Below are 16401 nucleotides of genomic sequence, written 5' to 3'. Positions count from 1 at the left end.
TTATATTATTAGTTCTATTGTACAAGAAGCTGTAAACAAATGCAACATATAATTGTAATTAGCTTTAGTCGAAAGAAATTTTGTCTCCAGAAAACTCTACAAAAAATGATTGCGGAATGGAGTGGGCTTGTTGTGGGCTCTTCGGAGAGAATTTCCAGCGCACCTTTTTGTCAGTGAAATTTTTGTTACTAGAGGTGATTATTTTTGAGGGAGTATTGATGGTGAAATCAATCTCAACTTGGCTAAGTCTCTCTAGCGCTTTTTTATCTTTGATCGTTTTGAAGTCGTAGGGAGTCGAATAGCTGAATAGCCAGTTACCTTCGTTTTTGCTGAGGTGCGCATAGGGGATGAGCCCTGCGTTTAAAGCGGTACGTAAATTGGAGATATCAGCTTTGATTTCAGTGTATACCCTAGTTTTATCTGCATAGACTCGAACGGAATGAGACTTGATTTCTTTAAAGGAGTCTAGGTAGCTTTCGATGGCTAGTTCATCGAAGTACTGAATTGTCTCCTTAGTACTAGCATTTTTAGCAACTTTATTGAAATCCTCAAGGCTTTTGAGTGTTTTCTTATCGATTGAATAAGAAATATTTAGTGATGCTGAGCCATCACTAAATATATTGATTTCTTGCTTGTAGATTAAGCATGAAAAAAGAGTAAAGCTAAGGAGTAGTACTAAGCTTAGTTTACCTAGCTTCATTTCTTTTTTGCGGTCTTTTTGATTTTGCGGATGCTAAATAAGAGCGATTCTTTACCTTTCTTCACAGTTATGTGTTGTGAATTAGTTATTTTTCCTTTTAGGATTTCTTCAGCGAGAGGATCTTCTAAATGACGTTCCACAGCTCTTCTAAGAGGGCGCGCACCGTATTCTGGTGTAAATCCTTTCTCGATAATGTAGTCTTTGACTTCTTGATTGTATTGGATAGTGCAATCTCGGTTCTCAAGACGCTGCGCAATTTTCCCAACTTCGAGGTCAATTATCTCTTGCAAGTCGTGTTTGGCGAGCTCGCGGAAGACAATGATTTCATCCAGGCGATTGAGGAATTCAGGTTTAAAATACTTACGCGCGGCAGATTGTAGCTTTTCAACTAGACGTGAATAAGCAAGTTCGGTGTCGGGATTAGTGAAGCCAAGGACGCCTTGTCCGTGGGCTTGTGAAGCACCTACGTTCGAAGTGAGGATGATGATGGTGTTGCGAAAGTCAATTTTCACGCCGTTAGTATCGGTCACGAAACCCTCTTCAAGTATCTGAAGGAGTATGTTCATTACGTCAGGGTGAGCTTTCTCAATTTCATCGAAAAGTACGACTGAGTATGGGCGTCTCCGGACTTTTTCCGTAAGTTCGCCACCTTCGCCGTGGCCGATGTAGCCAGGAGGGGATCCGACTAAGCGTGTGACGTTGAATTTGTCCATGTATTCAGACATGTCGACTTGGATAAGTGCGTCGTGGTCGCCAAACATCATTTCAGCAATAGTTTTGGCAAGAAGACTTTTGCCAACGCCAGTGGGACCAAGAAAGATGAAGCTACCGATAGGGCGCTTGGGATCTTTTAAGTCAGCGCGCGAGCGGCGCAGTGCTCTTGTTAGCGAGTGCGCGGCTTCAGGTTGACCAATGACAACTTTTGCTAATTCTTCTTCTAGGTGAAGGAGCTTTTGAATCTCACCTTCCTCAAGTTGACGAATCGGGATGCCGGTTAATTTTGCGACAATATGATGGATATCATCCGAATCTACAGTGACGGTTTTTTCATGATTGTTTGCGCGCCAATTCTCGAGGATGTCTTCAATTTCTTTCTTGAGATCTTTTTCTTTATCACGCAAGGAGGCGGCGAGTTCAAATTTTTGTTTTTCGATAGCGTTTTTCTTTTCGACTTGAACTTCATCTACGTGATCTTCGAGTTCTTTGAGGTCAGGAGGGCGAACCATGGAACTAATTCGTGCTCGTGAGCCAGCTTCGTCCATGACGTCGATGGCTTTATCGGGGAGTTGTCGACTCGTTATGTAGCGATTTGATAGAGTGACGGAATCTCGTAGGGCCTTATCAGTGTAGCTCACATTGTGATGTTCTTCGTATTTGCCCACAATGCCTTGGAGGATTTTGACTGCGTCTTCAATGTCTGGTGGATTGACCACGATGGATTGGAAGCGGCGTTCAAGGGCAGAGTCTTTTTCGATATACTTTCGGTATTCATCCATTGTTGTGGCGCCAACGCATTGGATTTCTCCACGTGAGAGGGCGGGTTTGAGGATGTTTGAGGCATCAAGTGCGCCTTCGGCAGAACCTGCACCTACAATGGTGTGAAGTTCATCGATGAATAAAATAACATTGCCGCATTGTCTGATTTCAGCCATTACAGCTTTGATGCGCTCTTCAAATTGACCGCGGTATTTAGTGCCGGCAATCATGCCTGGAAGATCGAGAGCGATAATGATTTTATTGCGTAGTATTTCGGGGACGTCGCCGTCGACGATAGATTGAGCTAGGCCTTCAATGATGGCTGTTTTGCCTACACCGGCTTCGCCTATGAGGACAGGATTATTTTTATTTCGGCGACAGAGTATTTGAATAATGCGTTCAATTTCGTTATCTCTACCAATGACAGGATCGAGTTCCCCGTTTGTAGCCATTTCGGTTAAATCACGGCCGAAGTTATTGAGGTTTTCCATTGATGGAGCATTTGATGCACCGGCTACGGGGCTGTTGTCATTTGGTCGTGTATCTGCAGGAATGTAATTAGGATCAAGAGCCTTCATGATTTCATTGCGAATAGATTCTACGTCGACATTGAGTGAACGTAGAACTTGCGCGGCGATACCTTCGCCTTCTTTTAGTAAACCCAAAAGGAGGTGTTCAGTACCGATGTAGTGGTAGTTGAGGGCTTTGGCTTCACGTAGAGCTAGAGCTAATGTTTTTTTGACACGAGGGGTGAAAGGTATTTCGGTGTCGGGTTCAGGGGGGTTGTCCGATGAGGGGGAAAGTTTCTCTATCGCAGTCCTAATTGTTTCAAGGTCTACGCCCATGTTGACGAGTGCGTTTACAGCGACGCCGCTGCCTAGGACGATAATACCTAATAATAGGTGTTCGGTACCGACACAATCGGCATTGTAGGTCTTGGCTTCATTTTTAGCAAGAGTAATAGCTTGTTGAGCTCTAGGTGTAAGGTTGTTGAGGGCTGATTCTGACTCATCCATAATAGGGTCCTTCTGGTAAGTTCTTTGATTATTTCCAAATTATACACCTGTGGTCAAGAAAGACCAATGCGATTCAGGTTCGGATCGTGTTTAAAAGCTGTTCAAATGTGTCAGCAGCTATATCTGTGTCTTGATTTTGCTCTGATTTAATTTCACTAGTAGATTTGTCGTATAAGCTTGCGTGGAAAATTTTGCTCAGTTTATCATGATCAATGTTATCAGTATAATCAAAGAGGCTGGCGCAAAAAAGATCTTCAATAGAGTGTTTATATTCTCTTTTTGATAGACTTGGACTACTGCCTAAGGACCAGTATGCGCTAGAGAAATATTTGTATGGAGTGGAGGTCTTTTCTAAGGAGTTGAATTGGGCTTGGTTTTCTGCGGCATTGATGACTTGGCTGAGTTCTATGGCGGATTCAAGTGTTTCGCTAAGACTAGTGCATGAGCTAGAGTTATTCTCGATAGTGTAAAGCAAGGGTGTAGTTTTATCGGGATGGGTGGGTGAAAGAGTGAAGCCTATTTCTTGGCAAGCACGTTGGAGCTTGGGTATTTGCTGGTCAAAGTATAGGTGAGGGAGCGCGAGGGTGACGTTAAAATTAAATGCTTGGCCTAGTCTATTCAGTTCTGGGCCCAGGAAGCCAAATTCATCCTGGAAAGCGAAGGCAGTTTGTTTTTCAATTTGCTGTATTTTCAGACGGAAATCTTCTATTTTGGTGGTGTCTTCGCTGTGGTCAGTGAGGCCATAAGTTATATGATGATTAGTGAGGAATTTTGTGTATTCGTTATCATCTATATATATAAAGCTCTTTTTTGTGGCTAGGTGATCACGGACTTTTAGGTCTGGGTGTGCGACTGATAGTGCGTTCACTAGAGCGAAAGGAAGTTTTAGGTTTTCTTTGTTTAAAAAGGTGAAGTTTTCTAGGTTGCGATGAAATTCTAAGGTATAAGAGAGGAATCCATGCTGCTGTAGTTTGATTTTGTTTTGGTCGCAGAGTTCTTCGGCTAATTCGTATTGCTCAGCGGAAATAAGTTCAGCTAATCGCCTGGGGTTTAGCTTGTGATAGTCACGGGGGCTATGGGGCGCGGAAAGTTTTTTCAGTAAGTCCGAAAAACGATGGAAGCAAGAAGGGCAGAAGGCTTGGTGCGACAGAGTGATTTTCTTGGCACTACTTTCGCATTTCGGACAAAGTGGCTCGTGATCAGTCGTGTTAATCATAGTGAGATGTGTTAAAAAATAGTAAATATGGTCAAAAGATGTCTTAATTGACTTTATGCTTGGGAAAATGAAAGGGCATTTTTTTGAATTTGTTAAGTTTTGAGTTATCTTAAGGGAGTTAAATAGTTTTAGTGTTAATAATGGGTGCCACGAATGAGAGATAGTAAGCGAGTTATAATCTGTACTGACGATATGTTCAGTTCCAGTAGTTATACCAAGATTTTACAGGGCCAAGGCTATGAAGTTTTTAGTGCGTTTAATGGAAAGGATTTACTTTCTCTTTTTGAGAGCCTTCACTACGAGTTTGATTTGATAATATCTGACGTCAGGATACCGGGCTTAGAGAATTTTGATATCGGTGATTATGTCGCCTTGCAGTCGGGTGATTTTATTCCTATTGTTGGTATAGCGGTATTTCCTAGAGATGAAGAATTGATGATGAATGCCTCAGAAGGTTACACAACCGTGTTAGAGAAAGGCTTTACGGCGGAAGAATTTATTGGTGCAACGAATTCCCTCTTAGGTTTAGATTTGTATAAAGAGGAGGCTATTTCCGATGAGCAAGTCAAGGCTAAAGCTCAGCAGCTTCAAGATACAGCAACGGTTGTTATTGATAATTCTGAATTCTCAGAGTTCCTCAAAGTGTATGGTCAAAACCGTAGTCGCAACACTATGATGGACGATATTGCGAGTAATGAAGAATAAGTATAAATCAATCCTTTAAAAAATTTGGAATTCTGTAGAACTAGAATTTCTTTTATTAAGCATCAACCAACAAAACAAAAAATTAGGAATAAAACTATGAAAAAATTATTAGTATTCGCATTTTTCTTCGCGTTCTTCGCTGGCTCAACAGCATTGGCTTGTGATACTTGTGCAGCACACAAAAAGACTGACAAGAAAGTTTGCCCAAAAGAATGTGCTAAAGAATGTTGCACTAAAAAAGCTGAATGTAAAAAAGATGCTAAAAAATGTGATAAGTGCCCAACTAAAAAATAGGCCTTAGCAAATTTTGTTATGAAGAGCAATCGTGAGATTGCTCTTTTTTTTTGCTTATTTAAAGCTCTTTTTTTACTTGCTTCAGCTCGTGTCTGGCATAGTTTTTAATTAATGAAAAATTGGCCTTGCAGGTGTGTGGTAGCGCTTTATATTGCAAGTCATTATAAATAGTAAAACGTATATAAGGGTTATTTAAATGAGCGCATTAGCGACATACATTAAAGATATTGTAGCAAAAGGCCAAGAGCCTAACTCGGCAATGGTAGGATACTTAGCGAACCTTGAGCAGGTAGCTAAAGTAGATAAATCTATACCAGCGGCAATTATTCAAGAGCTTGAAGATCAGCGTTCTTATTTGAAGATGATTGCGTCTGAGAATTATTGTTCACTCTCTACGCAGCTAACTTTAGGTAATTTGCTTACAGATAAATACGCTGAAGGCTTTCCGAATCACCGCTACTATGCGGGATGTGATAACATCGATAATATTGAAGGACAAGCCTGTAAAGAAGCACGTGATCTTTTTGGTGCTGAACATGCTTATGTTCAGGCACACTCAGGAGCTGATGCAAATTTGGTCGCCTATTGGGCTATCCTAAATAAAGTTGTACAGAAGCCTTACATGGAAAAATTAGGCGAAACAAATCTTTACAATTTATCTGATGAGCAATGGGCGGAACTTCGTGCCGCATTTGGCAATCAAAAACTATTGGGTCTTAATTACTATTCTGGTGGTCACTTAACTCACGGTTATAGGCATAATGTTTCCGCTCGTATGTTTGATGCCTATACATATGATGTGAATCCTGAGACACAGATTTTAGATTACGATGAGATTCGCAAACAAGCTGAAGAAATTAAGCCAACGATTCTTTTAGCAGGTTATTCTGCATACCCAAGAAAAGTAAACTTTCGAATCATGCGTGAAATCGCTGATAGTGTCGGAGCAGTCTTTATGGTTGATATGGCTCACTTCGCAGGTTTAGTTGCAGGTAAAGTGTTTACTGGTGATTTCGATCCTGTCCCATTTGCAGATGTTGTTACGACAACAACACACAAAACTCTCAGAGGACCACGTGGTGGCTTAATTCTTTCTAAGAAAGAATTTGGCGAAATCATTGATCAGGGTTGTCCAATGGTACTCGGTGGTCCACTTCCTCATTGTATGGCAGCAAAAGCGATTGCTTTTAAAGAAGCGAATACTCCAGAATTCCGTGAATATGCTCAAAATATCATTAAAAACTCACATGCCCTAGCGGGTGCACTTACCGAAGGTGGTGTGACTTTAACTTCTGGTGGAACAGATAACCATCTAATGGTTTTGGATGTCACTAATTTTGGTCTTACTGGTCGTCAAGCGGAAGATGCAGTGCGCGCCGCAGGTATTACGCTGAACAGAAATTCAGTCCCATTTGATCCTAACGGAGCTTGGTATACTTCTGGCTTAAGAATTGGTACGCCGGCACTGACAACACTCGGTATGGGTGCTGAAGAGATGAAAGAGATCGCTGAAATCGTCGTGAACATTCTTAAAACTACTACGGCAAATACTATTGCAAGTGGAAAGAATGCGGGTAAGAAATCGCTAGCGAAAGCTACTGTGGATGACGCCGTTATTGCAGATAGCCGTGAAAGAATCAGTAAATTACTTTCTCGCTTTGTTCTTTACCCAGAGCTCGACACGGAAATTTTGAAACAAGTTTTAAACTAGGTTAAGTTAATGAACGCAGCAGAAGCAGTAATTAAATGTTTGGAAAAGCATGGTGTAGAGTACATTTTTGGCTACTCTGGCGGTGCCGCAATTCCTTTCTTTGATGCTCTGGTTACAACTAACACTAAGATAGAATTCATTCTTGTTCGTCATGAACAAGGGGCTACCCACATGGCCGATGGTTATGCAAGATCAACGGGTAAGCCAGGAGTCGTATTAGTAACAAGTGGACCGGGTGCTACAAACACAATAACTGGATTGATCACGGCGCAGATGGATTCCGTGCCAATGATTGTTATTACAGGTCAGACAATAAGTCCAATGTTAGGCAAAGACGCTTTTCAAGAAGCGGATGTCTTTGGTATTTCACTACCTGTGGTTAAGCATAGTTATCTGGTGCGCTCACATGAAGATATGACTAGGACCGTTAATGAAGCCTTTTATATCGCTACTACAGGTCGTCCTGGACCAGTTATTATTGATGTTCCCAAAGATATTAGTTCGACTGAAGGGGTTTTTGACCTCGATGCGAAGATGGATCTTCCTGGTTATAAAGTACCAGGCCATGGTGACAAAGGCGAAATTGAAACTATCGCAAAAGCCTTTAAGAAATCACGTAAACCCTTGCTCCTCATTGGTCATGGCTGTGTCTTATCTGAAGCGGAAGAAGAAGTACGTCAATTAGCTGAAAAGTTAAATGCTCCAGTAGTGACGACTCTTTTAGGTAAAGGTGCGATTTCCGAAAAGCATGATTTATCGCTCGGTATGCTTGGGATGCACGGTACTGCTTATGCTAACTTCGCCGTGAAAGATTGTGACTTGATTTGTTCTATTGGCTCACGTTGGGATGATAGGATCGTTGGTAAGCTTGAAGAGTTTTGTGCAGAAGCAGTAAAAATCCATATTGATATTGATGCTTCTGAATATGGTAAAATGATCGTGCCTGATTACTGGTGTGCTGGTGATGCCCGTTTAATTATTGAAGAGTTATTATTGCATATTAAACGCTGTGATTCACAAGCATGGGTTGATCAGGTTAAGGGATGGCGTACAGATTTTCCTCTGAAGTATGACAATATAGAAGGTGGTCTAACGATGCAGGAGGTTCTTGCTGAATTAGATAAACAGAGTGATAGCGAAGCTATTATCGCAACTGACGTTGGACAACATCAGATGTGGTGTGCTCAGTTTTGTAAATCAACTCAAGGAAAAAACTGGTTGAGTTCTGGCGGAGCTGGAACAATGGGTTTTGGCTTCCCTGCAGCTATTGGTGCACAGTTTGGCCGTCCGAATGATTTAGTTGTTTCTGTTTCAGGTGATGGCGGCTTTCAGATGACTTTGTGTGAGCTTGCGACCGCAGCAATAAATAAATTGCCAGTTAAGATTTTAGTACTTAATAATAGTTACTTAGGTATGGTTCGTCAGTGGCAGGAATTGTTCTTTGATGAACGTTTATCCGGCGTTGATATGGAAGGTAACCCTGACTTTGTTAAGCTAGCCGAATCCTATGGTGTTAAAGCCTTCCGGATGGAAACTAGTGACGATGTTGCAAAAGTTTGGAAAGAAGCACTCGCTTATAATGAGGGTCCTTGTTTGATTGAGGCCGTATGCAATAAAACTGATAACGTTTACCCCATGATCCCTGCAGGAGCTAATTACGATAAGATGTTATTAGAAGCTCCTACAGTAAAATTGGAAAAACCAACAGGTTCAACCTAGAGATTAAGTTATGAAAGAATATCCTACACATACAATAAGTATTTACATTACCAATAATCCTGGCGGATTAATGCGCATGTGCCAAATTTTTTCTCGTCGCGGATTTAATATCGATTCCTTAGTAGCTTCACCTGCAATGGATGGGCGCTTTTCTCGTGTCACTATTGCGGCAAAAGGTGCGGCTGAAAGTCTCAAGCAAATTATACTTCAGCTTGAGAAATTAGTTGATGTTATGCACTGTATCGAGCATAAGAATTCGGAAGCCATCGTTCGTGAAATGGTTTTAATCAAAGTTCTTGCGAATAGTGCAAATCGCGGTGAGATTTTGCAGATCACGAAGCACTTTGGTGGAAAAACAGTCGATTTCACAGATAACTCTCTGGTGATTGAGTGCTCAGGTGCCTCATCAAAGTTAGATGCTATGATTGACCTTTTAGAGAACTATGAAATTGTTGAAATGGTCCGCAGTGGTCAAATGTTAGTTGCACGTGGAGATCAACCCACTTAGGGTGAATTGCAATGGCAGCTCACCTTACTGGAAAAGTTTACGCATTATCAGATCTTCTTTGTCGTCGTGATGAAGACTTTGATAATCTATGCAATGTCCTGCTCAAAAGCGATCTCATTGATTTACAGGAAATGACCATGAAAATGGAGGAGCTCGAGTTACCTGCTAAAGGAATTTTGAGTAAGCTTCTTCATACACGTCGAGTGAATGAGATTAGTAGAAAGATTCAAGGATCATTTGAAACAGCAAATGAAGATTCTTTTGAAAGTATACTCATTTTAATTGATACCTTAATCTGTAATAAAGATCAACAGAGTGCAATTAAAAAAGGGATTAAAGCCTTGGAATTAGAGCTTGGAGAAAATCCGAGTTTTGAAGACTTTAAAACTGTTTTTGAAAAATTTAGTGCTAAAGGGATTAACTATCAGCTAGCAACTAATTGCTCTTTATTTAATTTATTAAAGACACAGCAAGGTATGCCTGTTATTATTTGTGCTTTAGTTGTCTTGTTGGCGAAACGCAAAAAACTAAAGTTCTTTGGCGTTAACCTACCAGGATATTTTATTCTGGCGCAGGACTGTACAGATGGAATCATCCGGTATTATGATCCATCGAATGAAGGCTTTAATGAAGTGAGTAAAAGTGAATTACGCCAATTAACTAATCACTATGGTTATGACTTGCAGGACGAGATGCTAGATCCTGTTGGCGAAACAGATATTTTAATAAGAATTATGAACAACTTGTACCGTATTTGGGCGAAGCAGAGTAGCAGTCTAAAGTTTCGTGCAGCAGGAAGTATCATACAAATGATGAAAGGAGTATAGATGTCTCTATCAAATGATTTTTATACGAAAGCCAAAGACTTGATTCCAGGTGGAGTCGATTCTCCAGTGAGAGCTTTTGGAGCAGTAGGTGGTGATCCACTTTTTTTTGAAAAAGCCAAAGGTGCTTATTTAACAAGTGTCGATGGTGACGAGTATCTAGATTTTGTCTTATCTTGGGGGCCTGCTGTACTCGGACATGCTCATCCTGAGGTAGTTGAAGCCGTGAAGAAACAGGCTGATGCCGCATTTAGTTTTGGCATGAGTTGTCCTCTTGAGTATGAACTCGCTAAACTTATGTCTGAGACTATTAAAGGCTTAGAGATGGTGCGTTTTGTGAGTTCTGGTACAGAAGCCACTATGAGTGCAATTCGTCTTGCGCGTGGAGCTACAGGCAAAGATCAATTTATTAAGTTTGAAGGTTGTTATCACGGTCACTCAGATGGCTTACTTGTCAAAGCAGGTTCGGGTGTTTCTACATTCGGAACAGCGAGTTCAGCTGGAGTGCCAGAAGGTTATACCGCGACAACTCGTACGGCTATTTATAATGACTTGGAATCTGTAGAAACTATTTTACGTGATGGTCAGACGGCAGCGATTATTTTAGAACCTGTTGCAGGTAACATGGGCTTAATACCTGGAGATAAAGATTTTATTTTAGGTTTGCGCCGACTATGTGATCAGTATGAAGCATTGTTGATATTTGATGAAGTTATGTGTGCTTTTCGCGTTCATGAAAAAACAGCAGCAGATCTTTATGGTGTGACTCCCGATTTATTCTGTTTTGGTAAAGTTATCGGTGGTGGTTTACCTGTAGGTGCTTTTGGTGGTAGAAAAGATATTATGCTAAATCTTGCTCCCTTAGGCCCCGTGTATCAAGCAGGAACACTTTCAGGTAATCCTTTAGCAATGGCTGCAGGGATTAAGAACTTAGAGGTATTCCTCCGTGACAAAGTATGGGAAAAGACGAATCAATTAGGACAGTACCTCAATGATAGAGTGCAAAAAATCATCGAGGGTCGTAGTGATGTTTGTTTCAATCAACTAGGATCGATGTTTACTTTATTTTTCAAAGGATCCTTACCTAAGAATATGGATGAAGTAGGTGAGTGTGATTTCGATCGCTTTGGTCGTTTTTTTCAATTTGCTTTGAAGAATCATATTTTACTTCCTCCGTCACAGTATGAAGCAAACTTTTTATCAAGTGCACATACCGAAAAGGATTTGGATCATTACCTATCCACATTAGAACAATTTTTAAAGGAAGATCAATAATGGGTTTATTATTAGACGTAGCACAAGGTAAGAAATGTGAGAGAACACCAGTTTGGCTAATGAGGCAAGCGGGGCGTTATATGCCAGAGTATCGTGCAGTACGTGAAAATTTCTCATTTCTTGAGATGTGTATGCAGCCGGAAAATGCAGTTGAAGTTACGATGCAGCCTATTGATATCCTCGATGTTGATGCGGCAATTCTCTTTTCAGATATCCTAACTCCACTTATTCCAATGGGTTTAGATTTACAATTTTATGAAGGTCGTGGGCCGGTTATCCACAATCCAGTCGAGACAGCTGAAGATGTAGATCGTATTATCGTTCCAGATGTTAAGAAAGGATCTGATTACGTCTATGAAGCGCTCTCTATGATTCGTAAAAAACTTCCAGCAGACAAAGATTTAATTGGATTTTCAGGGGCACCTTTCACAGTGGCTTCTTATGCGATAGAGGGTGGTAGTTCTAAGACCTATCTCAAAATTAAAACTTTCATGTATACTCAGCCTAAGGCATATGATCAATTGATGAATAAAATTGCTGAGATGACCTGCCATTACTTGCTAGAGCAATATCGTGCAGGTGCACAAATTATTCAGATTTTTGATTCATGGGGCGGTGTATTAAGTAGAGAAGATTACTTGAAGTACTCACATCCTTATACCTGTAAAATCATTGATTTCTTGAAGAAAGAAACCGGTGGTAAGCCAGTGATTCATTTTGTTAAAGGTGCCAATGCCTATTTTGATTCTGTGGTAGAATCACAGGCAGATGTTTTAGGTACTGATTGGACCTTACCTCTCACAGTTGCAAAAGACTTATGTAAGAACTCAAAGGTTCTCCAAGGAAACTTAGATCCGGCGGCACTTTTCTCCAATAAAGAGATTTTGGCTGAAAAACTTGAGCTCATTAGAGAGCAGGCCAAAGGACTTAAAGGGCATATTTTTAATCTCGGTCATGGCATTATGCCCAAGACTCCAGTAGAAAATGTGAAGTTTGTTGTGGATACGGTGAAGTCTTGGCGTAATAGGTAGTTGATCTTGATCAACTAAGGCTTAAATTTTTAAAACTTTTGGAGAAAAAAATGAAATTAATTAAATTGCTTATTGTATTATCTTTCCTATCCCTTGTGACACAATCATGTCAAAGTGATCCAGGTGAGTACTCTTCTATGTCAGCGTCAAAGTATAATTATGCTCCGTATTCCGCTGAAGAAGCGTGGAGTCAGGCAATGCAATTATTTGATGATAAGCTTGTGGCAGATGATAGTGCAAAACTTAGCCTCGAAGTGAAGTACTTTGAGACTGTTGTGAAAATCAATTTTGAGCCATTGACGGCAAGAAGTTCTAAATATAAAGTTTCCTCACGCCGTTACTTAGTGGTGGGTGCTCAAGATTCTGTCAATACAGTTTATAGTGAGTTAGAGCGTCATTTTAATCAGTAGATTTTACCGATAGATGCAATAAAAAGCCGGCTTAGTTGCCGGCTTTTTTTATTGGTGAGCGAGCATGTTAAATAAATAACGTGTTGCTAATCAGTGTCTTATGTTATAAAAGTTAATTTTCCATGAAAAACCCCATGTGATATGGGATGGATGTCTGAATTTTTTGTATTTCAAAATTCGCCCTAGTAGGTTTAGTTCAAAGAAAGATTTTTTTTACTGAAAATGTGGAGCTTATTATGGCCTTTATGCCTTGGTTTACAGTGACTCCGACAACTCTGATATGTCTTGCCGGCTATTTAAAGAAAGCAAAATATGTAGATACAATGGTTGATGTTTTGATACCTACGTATAATGAAGAAAGAAATATTCTACTTTGTTTGGAATCCTTAAAAGAACAGATTTTTAAGTATCGTAAGGTGCTTTTAATTGATGATAACAGTACCGATAGAACGGTGGAGATAGCGAAGGGTTTTGCCGATGATATTGGCATGGATTTGGATGTGATAGTACGTCGTGAGCATGTGGGGAAAACTCCTGCTCTTAAATTTGAGGCTAGATCGAGTGATGCAGATGTAGAGTTCGTATTAGATGGAGATACAGTTTTGACTCTAGTTCTTATTTAGAGCGTGTTGTGCAAGAGTTATATAAATATGATGATGTGGCTAGTGCGTGCGGCGTGGTGTTGCCAGAAAGTTTTCGCAAGCGAAAAAAGTATTTGAGTGAGGAGCATGTAGCTAGGTATAGTTTAGAGCATCATGTACAAGGAGAAATGTCCTTGGGGTTATGGCATCATATGAGTCGCTTTATAAGTAATTGTTATAGAAAAATAATGTATCTCTTTTTGCAGCGCTTTATCTACAAAGCTGAAATGAATTATTGTGGCTCGATTGTTAATCCCATAGGTTGTGCGGTGGGATATAAAAGGAAATATTTACAGAATATTTTTGATGAATATGAACCTATACTCGGGGATGATTTGACGGATTCGGAGGATATTTTTATCGGCTTTGCCCTGGCAGAAGAGGGCTATAGAAATGTTCATATTTCTGATGTTGAATCAAGAACGATTGAGCCAGAGTGTCAAAACGTACCCAAGCAGGTGATGATGTGGTCCTCCTCATTTCTTAAAAGTTGCTATTATTTTGATAGCCTTCTTTATTCGATCTTCAAATTCACCAAGCGTCACCCTTTAAAAGGCAATAAAAAGCATGATGAAGTTTCAGCAGAGGGCATTTGTTCAAATTCGCATAGTGATGATGGGCACGAGTATACACGCTTATATGGACGAGACATTGGCGTGATTATTTTCACGGGACTTTGCGAAAAGCTTGCTTTTCCTATTGTTTTTTTGATTACTTATCAAATGTGGGAGCCTCTTATTTTAACAATGATTGGGGAGGCTTTAATTAGTACAACAATTTTAGTTTTCTGTATTAAAAAAAAGAGAGTCAAGATGTTTTTTGAAGCACTCTTGATTACTCCCATACGCTATTTAATGATGCTATTTGATATTGTTGTTATGTTTCGTTTTGCTCGTGATATATGGATTAGTAAAGAAAGGCACTGGCGCAAATGAAACTTACATGCGGCACTTTTTTTTTAATGATGTTTATCGGTGTGATAAATGCTCAGGCATTAAAAAATGAAGAGACTATTTTTGATTACCAACTTCAAGGTTTTGATTCGTCGAGTTCAAGTGTTGAGGATCAGCAAGTTCATGAAGAGAAAGTTACAGCTCAAGAGATTTTGCAATTAGCTCTGAATGCTGAGTTTAAGAAAGATTATGCTATAGCGATTGAGAACTATCATGTTTACTTAAAGCTTAAGCCGCAAGGTATAAAAACGTATCTGCGTTTGTCAGATATTTACAATTTACAAAAGAAACATGAAAAAGCCCTAGAGGTTCTTCTGATAGCTCATGGAGAAGACAGTCGCAATTTGCTCGTTCTACAAAAAACATATCAAACTTATTCGGCATTAAATGATGCTAAGATGGCGTTTGATTTTTGTGAGAAGGCCTTGGAATTAAATCCTGATAATGAAACCCTAATGACTGATTATTGTGTATTAGCAGCTTGGGCAGGATATATGGATAAGGCAAGGGAGGGCTATTTAAAATTACTTAGCAAAGATCCTAATAATGATGAGGTGAAGTTTAAATTATATAAGCATTTAAGTAATGAAGGGCGGTTAGATGAGGCCATCCAATCAATGAGGGATTTGCTCGAGAGATATCCTGATAAACTTGAGTATCGTCTAGAGTATTCACGGTATTTGCGATGGGTAGGAGCCTATTACGCTTCTATAAGTGTTTTGAATTCTGCACCTCAATCACAACAAGGAGAAGTTGAGTTGATTTTGGAAAAAGCGAGAACCTATGCATGGGCAGCTTATGCAGAACATTCATTAAAAGAATTAGAGCAGTTGGACCCAAAAGAACAAGATGCTTTTCAAGCTATGTATTCAAAGATCGTTGCTTATCGTCAAGCAGGTTATAGGTCAGATGCGAGTTTAGAGTTACAAAGAATTTCTGTTCCTGAGCACCAAGTTGAAATCAAATACTTGAAAAATGCCGAGAAAATAGACAATTCTTCCGGTCCTGAATTTGAAGCACAATATGCAAGAGATAGCGATGAATTAGTGCGTTTTGATGACCGGGTAGGTTGGAGGACGGTGGTTTCGCCAGATTTAACCTTAACTTTGGATCAAGAGCATAGCTACTTACAGGCATCACGTAGTTCCGAATTTGATCGAGAAGATGGTGAAAAAAGTATTGATATTTATCGCTATATACTAGGAGGTGTCTATCAAGTGGATAGAGACTTACAATTAACTACTGGAGGAGGTTATAGTTATCATGAGTCTGATCATTTGTATATAGCGGATTTACGCGGTGATTTGAGAATTAGTGATCAGTTATCAGTGTATTCAAGTTATAGACGTCGTTACTTTGATGTATCACCTCGCAGTGTTTCTTTGAATATTCGTAATAATAGTTATGAAGCAGGGTTTACTAGTCAATACAAAGTTGAGCATTTTGTGCGTTTTAGTGCAGGTTACGATGACTTATCGGATGGTAATGGTCGCTACCGTTTCGCTTTAAGCCATAGTCAGCCACTATTAAGGAGATTAAAATATGATCTAGATGTGGGGCCGATGATTATAATCTATGGTTTTAATAACGATGAAGAGGAGAATGGGTATTATGATCCTGGCTTTTATCAACGTTATTCATTGATGCTTTGGGGGCAATATGAAATCGATGCAACTAAGCAGTTTAATGCTAATTTTGCTTTAGGTGTACATCGAGATGAAGATATGAATAGTTTTGAACCAGGAGGAGATATTAGCGGACAATTTTTAATGGGGATCCAGACGGATGTATTTTTTAAAGTTCAAGCAGGTTACTCTTTGTGGTATCAAGACCCAGGGGAGTATTCAGCATTTTATGTTGGGTGTAGTTTGTACATACGTCTGTAATCAAACCTAAGCTTAGCTCTTATAGCTTAGGTTTAG

15 protein-coding genes are annotated in these 16401 nt (G+C 39.9%); 12 read left to right on the top strand and 3 right to left on the bottom strand.

Features of this window, described 5'->3' with window-relative positions; translation table 11 throughout:
- Positions 1 to 64 precede the first annotated feature (64 nt).
- From PQO03_RS19110 to PQO03_RS19100, 3 genes are all read right to left on the bottom strand, one after another.
- Positions 65 to 700 (bottom strand): hypothetical protein, encoded by a 636-nt coding sequence (locus PQO03_RS19110; RefSeq protein ID WP_274152632.1) that lies wholly within the window; start codon positions 698 to 700, stop codon positions 65 to 67.
- The gene (locus PQO03_RS19105; protein WP_274152631.1) at positions 697 to 3192 is read right to left on the bottom strand and encodes an ATP-dependent Clp protease ATP-binding subunit; all 2496 of its coding nucleotides are present in this window, start codon (positions 3190 to 3192) and stop codon (positions 697 to 699) included. Before PQO03_RS19105 ends, PQO03_RS19110 begins: the two co-directional genes overlap by 4 nt.
- A 73-nt stretch (positions 3193 to 3265) precedes the next feature.
- Positions 3266 to 4408: a hypothetical protein gene (locus tag PQO03_RS19100; protein ID WP_274152629.1), complete on the bottom strand. Its 1143-nt coding sequence runs from the start codon at positions 4406 to 4408 to the stop codon at positions 3266 to 3268.
- Positions 4409 to 4561: 153 nt separating this feature from the next.
- Here PQO03_RS19100 and PQO03_RS19095 point away from each other — a divergent pair, with 153 nt between their 5' ends.
- From PQO03_RS19095 to PQO03_RS19040, 12 genes are all read left to right on the top strand, one after another.
- On the top strand, positions 4562 to 5113 hold the full coding sequence (locus PQO03_RS19095) for a response regulator (protein ID WP_274152628.1): 552 nt from the start codon (positions 4562 to 4564) through the stop codon (positions 5111 to 5113).
- Positions 5114 to 5209: 96 nt separating this feature from the next.
- The gene (locus tag PQO03_RS19090) at positions 5210 to 5407 is read left to right on the top strand and encodes a hypothetical protein (RefSeq protein WP_274152626.1); all 198 of its coding nucleotides are present in this window, start codon (positions 5210 to 5212) and stop codon (positions 5405 to 5407) included.
- Between the two features lie 196 nt (positions 5408 to 5603).
- A complete protein-coding gene (locus tag PQO03_RS19085) occupies positions 5604 to 7118 on the top strand; it encodes a glycine hydroxymethyltransferase (protein ID WP_274152625.1) in 1515 nt (504 codons plus the stop codon).
- Positions 7119 to 7127: 9 nt separating this feature from the next.
- Positions 7128 to 8837 carry a biosynthetic-type acetolactate synthase large subunit gene (ilvB, locus tag PQO03_RS19080; RefSeq protein ID WP_274152624.1) on the top strand — a complete coding sequence of 570 codons (1710 nt, stop codon included), beginning with the start codon at positions 7128 to 7130 and terminating at the stop codon, positions 8835 to 8837.
- 10 nt (positions 8838 to 8847) lie between these two features.
- The gene (gene ilvN / locus PQO03_RS19075) at positions 8848 to 9345 is read left to right on the top strand and encodes an acetolactate synthase small subunit (protein ID WP_274152622.1); all 498 of its coding nucleotides are present in this window, start codon (positions 8848 to 8850) and stop codon (positions 9343 to 9345) included.
- A gap of 11 nt (positions 9346 to 9356) precedes the next feature.
- Positions 9357 to 10172, top strand: a complete 816-nt coding sequence (locus tag PQO03_RS19070) for a transglutaminase family protein (RefSeq protein ID WP_274152621.1) — start codon at positions 9357 to 9359, stop codon at positions 10170 to 10172.
- Positions 10173 to 11444: a glutamate-1-semialdehyde 2,1-aminomutase gene (gene hemL / locus PQO03_RS19065; protein ID WP_274152620.1), complete on the top strand. Its 1272-nt coding sequence runs from the start codon at positions 10173 to 10175 to the stop codon at positions 11442 to 11444.
- The gene (gene hemE, locus PQO03_RS19060; protein WP_274152618.1) at positions 11444 to 12475 is read left to right on the top strand and encodes a uroporphyrinogen decarboxylase; all 1032 of its coding nucleotides are present in this window, start codon (positions 11444 to 11446) and stop codon (positions 12473 to 12475) included. Before hemL ends, hemE begins: the two co-directional genes overlap by 1 nt.
- A 50-nt stretch (positions 12476 to 12525) precedes the next feature.
- Positions 12526 to 12885 carry a hypothetical protein gene (locus tag PQO03_RS19055; RefSeq protein WP_274152616.1) on the top strand — a complete coding sequence of 120 codons (360 nt, stop codon included), beginning with the start codon at positions 12526 to 12528 and terminating at the stop codon, positions 12883 to 12885.
- 236 nt (positions 12886 to 13121) lie between these two features.
- The gene (locus PQO03_RS19050) at positions 13122 to 13508 is read left to right on the top strand and encodes a glycosyltransferase (protein WP_274152614.1); all 387 of its coding nucleotides are present in this window, start codon (positions 13122 to 13124) and stop codon (positions 13506 to 13508) included.
- A gap of 206 nt (positions 13509 to 13714) precedes the next feature.
- Positions 13715 to 14461: a hypothetical protein gene (locus PQO03_RS19045; RefSeq protein WP_274152612.1), complete on the top strand. Its 747-nt coding sequence runs from the start codon at positions 13715 to 13717 to the stop codon at positions 14459 to 14461.
- Positions 14458 to 16365, top strand: coding sequence for a hypothetical protein (locus tag PQO03_RS19040; RefSeq protein WP_274152610.1), 1908 nt, complete (start codon positions 14458 to 14460; stop codon positions 16363 to 16365). The genes PQO03_RS19045 and PQO03_RS19040 overlap by 4 nt, the downstream gene beginning before the upstream one ends.
- Positions 16366 to 16401 lie beyond the last annotated feature (36 nt).

It is taken from the genome of Lentisphaera profundi, from assembly GCF_028728065.1.
In the GTDB taxonomy this organism is placed as follows: Bacteria; Verrucomicrobiota; Lentisphaeria; order Lentisphaerales; family Lentisphaeraceae; genus Lentisphaera; species Lentisphaera profundi.
Note: the sequence above shows the minus strand (reverse complement) of the source record. Positions and strands in the feature narration are given on the sequence as shown.

Excerpts from the sequence above, each read along its gene's own strand:
- ilvB (WP_274152624.1), top strand. The coding sequence starts at position 7,128 with ATGAACGCAGCAGAAGCAGTAATTAAATGTTTGGAAAAGCATGGTGTA.
- PQO03_RS19055 (WP_274152616.1), top strand. The coding sequence starts at position 12,526 with ATGAAATTAATTAAATTGCTTATTGTATTATCTTTCCTATCCCTTGTG.
- PQO03_RS19045 (WP_274152612.1), top strand. The coding sequence starts at position 13,715 with ATGTATCTCTTTTTGCAGCGCTTTATCTACAAAGCTGAAATGAATTAT.
- hemE (WP_274152618.1), top strand. The coding sequence starts at position 11,444 with ATGGGTTTATTATTAGACGTAGCACAAGGTAAGAAATGTGAGAGAACA.
- PQO03_RS19105 (WP_274152631.1), bottom strand. The coding sequence starts at position 3,192 with ATGGATGAGTCAGAATCAGCCCTCAACAACCTTACACCTAGAGCTCAA.
- PQO03_RS19095 (WP_274152628.1), top strand. The coding sequence starts at position 4,562 with ATGAGAGATAGTAAGCGAGTTATAATCTGTACTGACGATATGTTCAGT.
- PQO03_RS19050 (WP_274152614.1), top strand. The coding sequence starts at position 13,122 with ATGGCCTTTATGCCTTGGTTTACAGTGACTCCGACAACTCTGATATGT.
- ilvN (WP_274152622.1), top strand. The coding sequence starts at position 8,848 with ATGAAAGAATATCCTACACATACAATAAGTATTTACATTACCAATAAT.
- PQO03_RS19085 (WP_274152625.1), top strand. The coding sequence starts at position 5,604 with ATGAGCGCATTAGCGACATACATTAAAGATATTGTAGCAAAAGGCCAA.
- PQO03_RS19100 (WP_274152629.1), bottom strand. The coding sequence starts at position 4,408 with ATGATTAACACGACTGATCACGAGCCACTTTGTCCGAAATGCGAAAGT.
- hemL (WP_274152620.1), top strand. The coding sequence starts at position 10,173 with ATGTCTCTATCAAATGATTTTTATACGAAAGCCAAAGACTTGATTCCA.
- PQO03_RS19070 (WP_274152621.1), top strand. The coding sequence starts at position 9,357 with ATGGCAGCTCACCTTACTGGAAAAGTTTACGCATTATCAGATCTTCTT.
- PQO03_RS19110 (WP_274152632.1), bottom strand. The coding sequence starts at position 700 with ATGAAGCTAGGTAAACTAAGCTTAGTACTACTCCTTAGCTTTACTCTT.
- PQO03_RS19040 (WP_274152610.1), top strand. The coding sequence starts at position 14,458 with ATGAAACTTACATGCGGCACTTTTTTTTTAATGATGTTTATCGGTGTG.
- PQO03_RS19090 (WP_274152626.1), top strand. The coding sequence starts at position 5,210 with ATGAAAAAATTATTAGTATTCGCATTTTTCTTCGCGTTCTTCGCTGGC.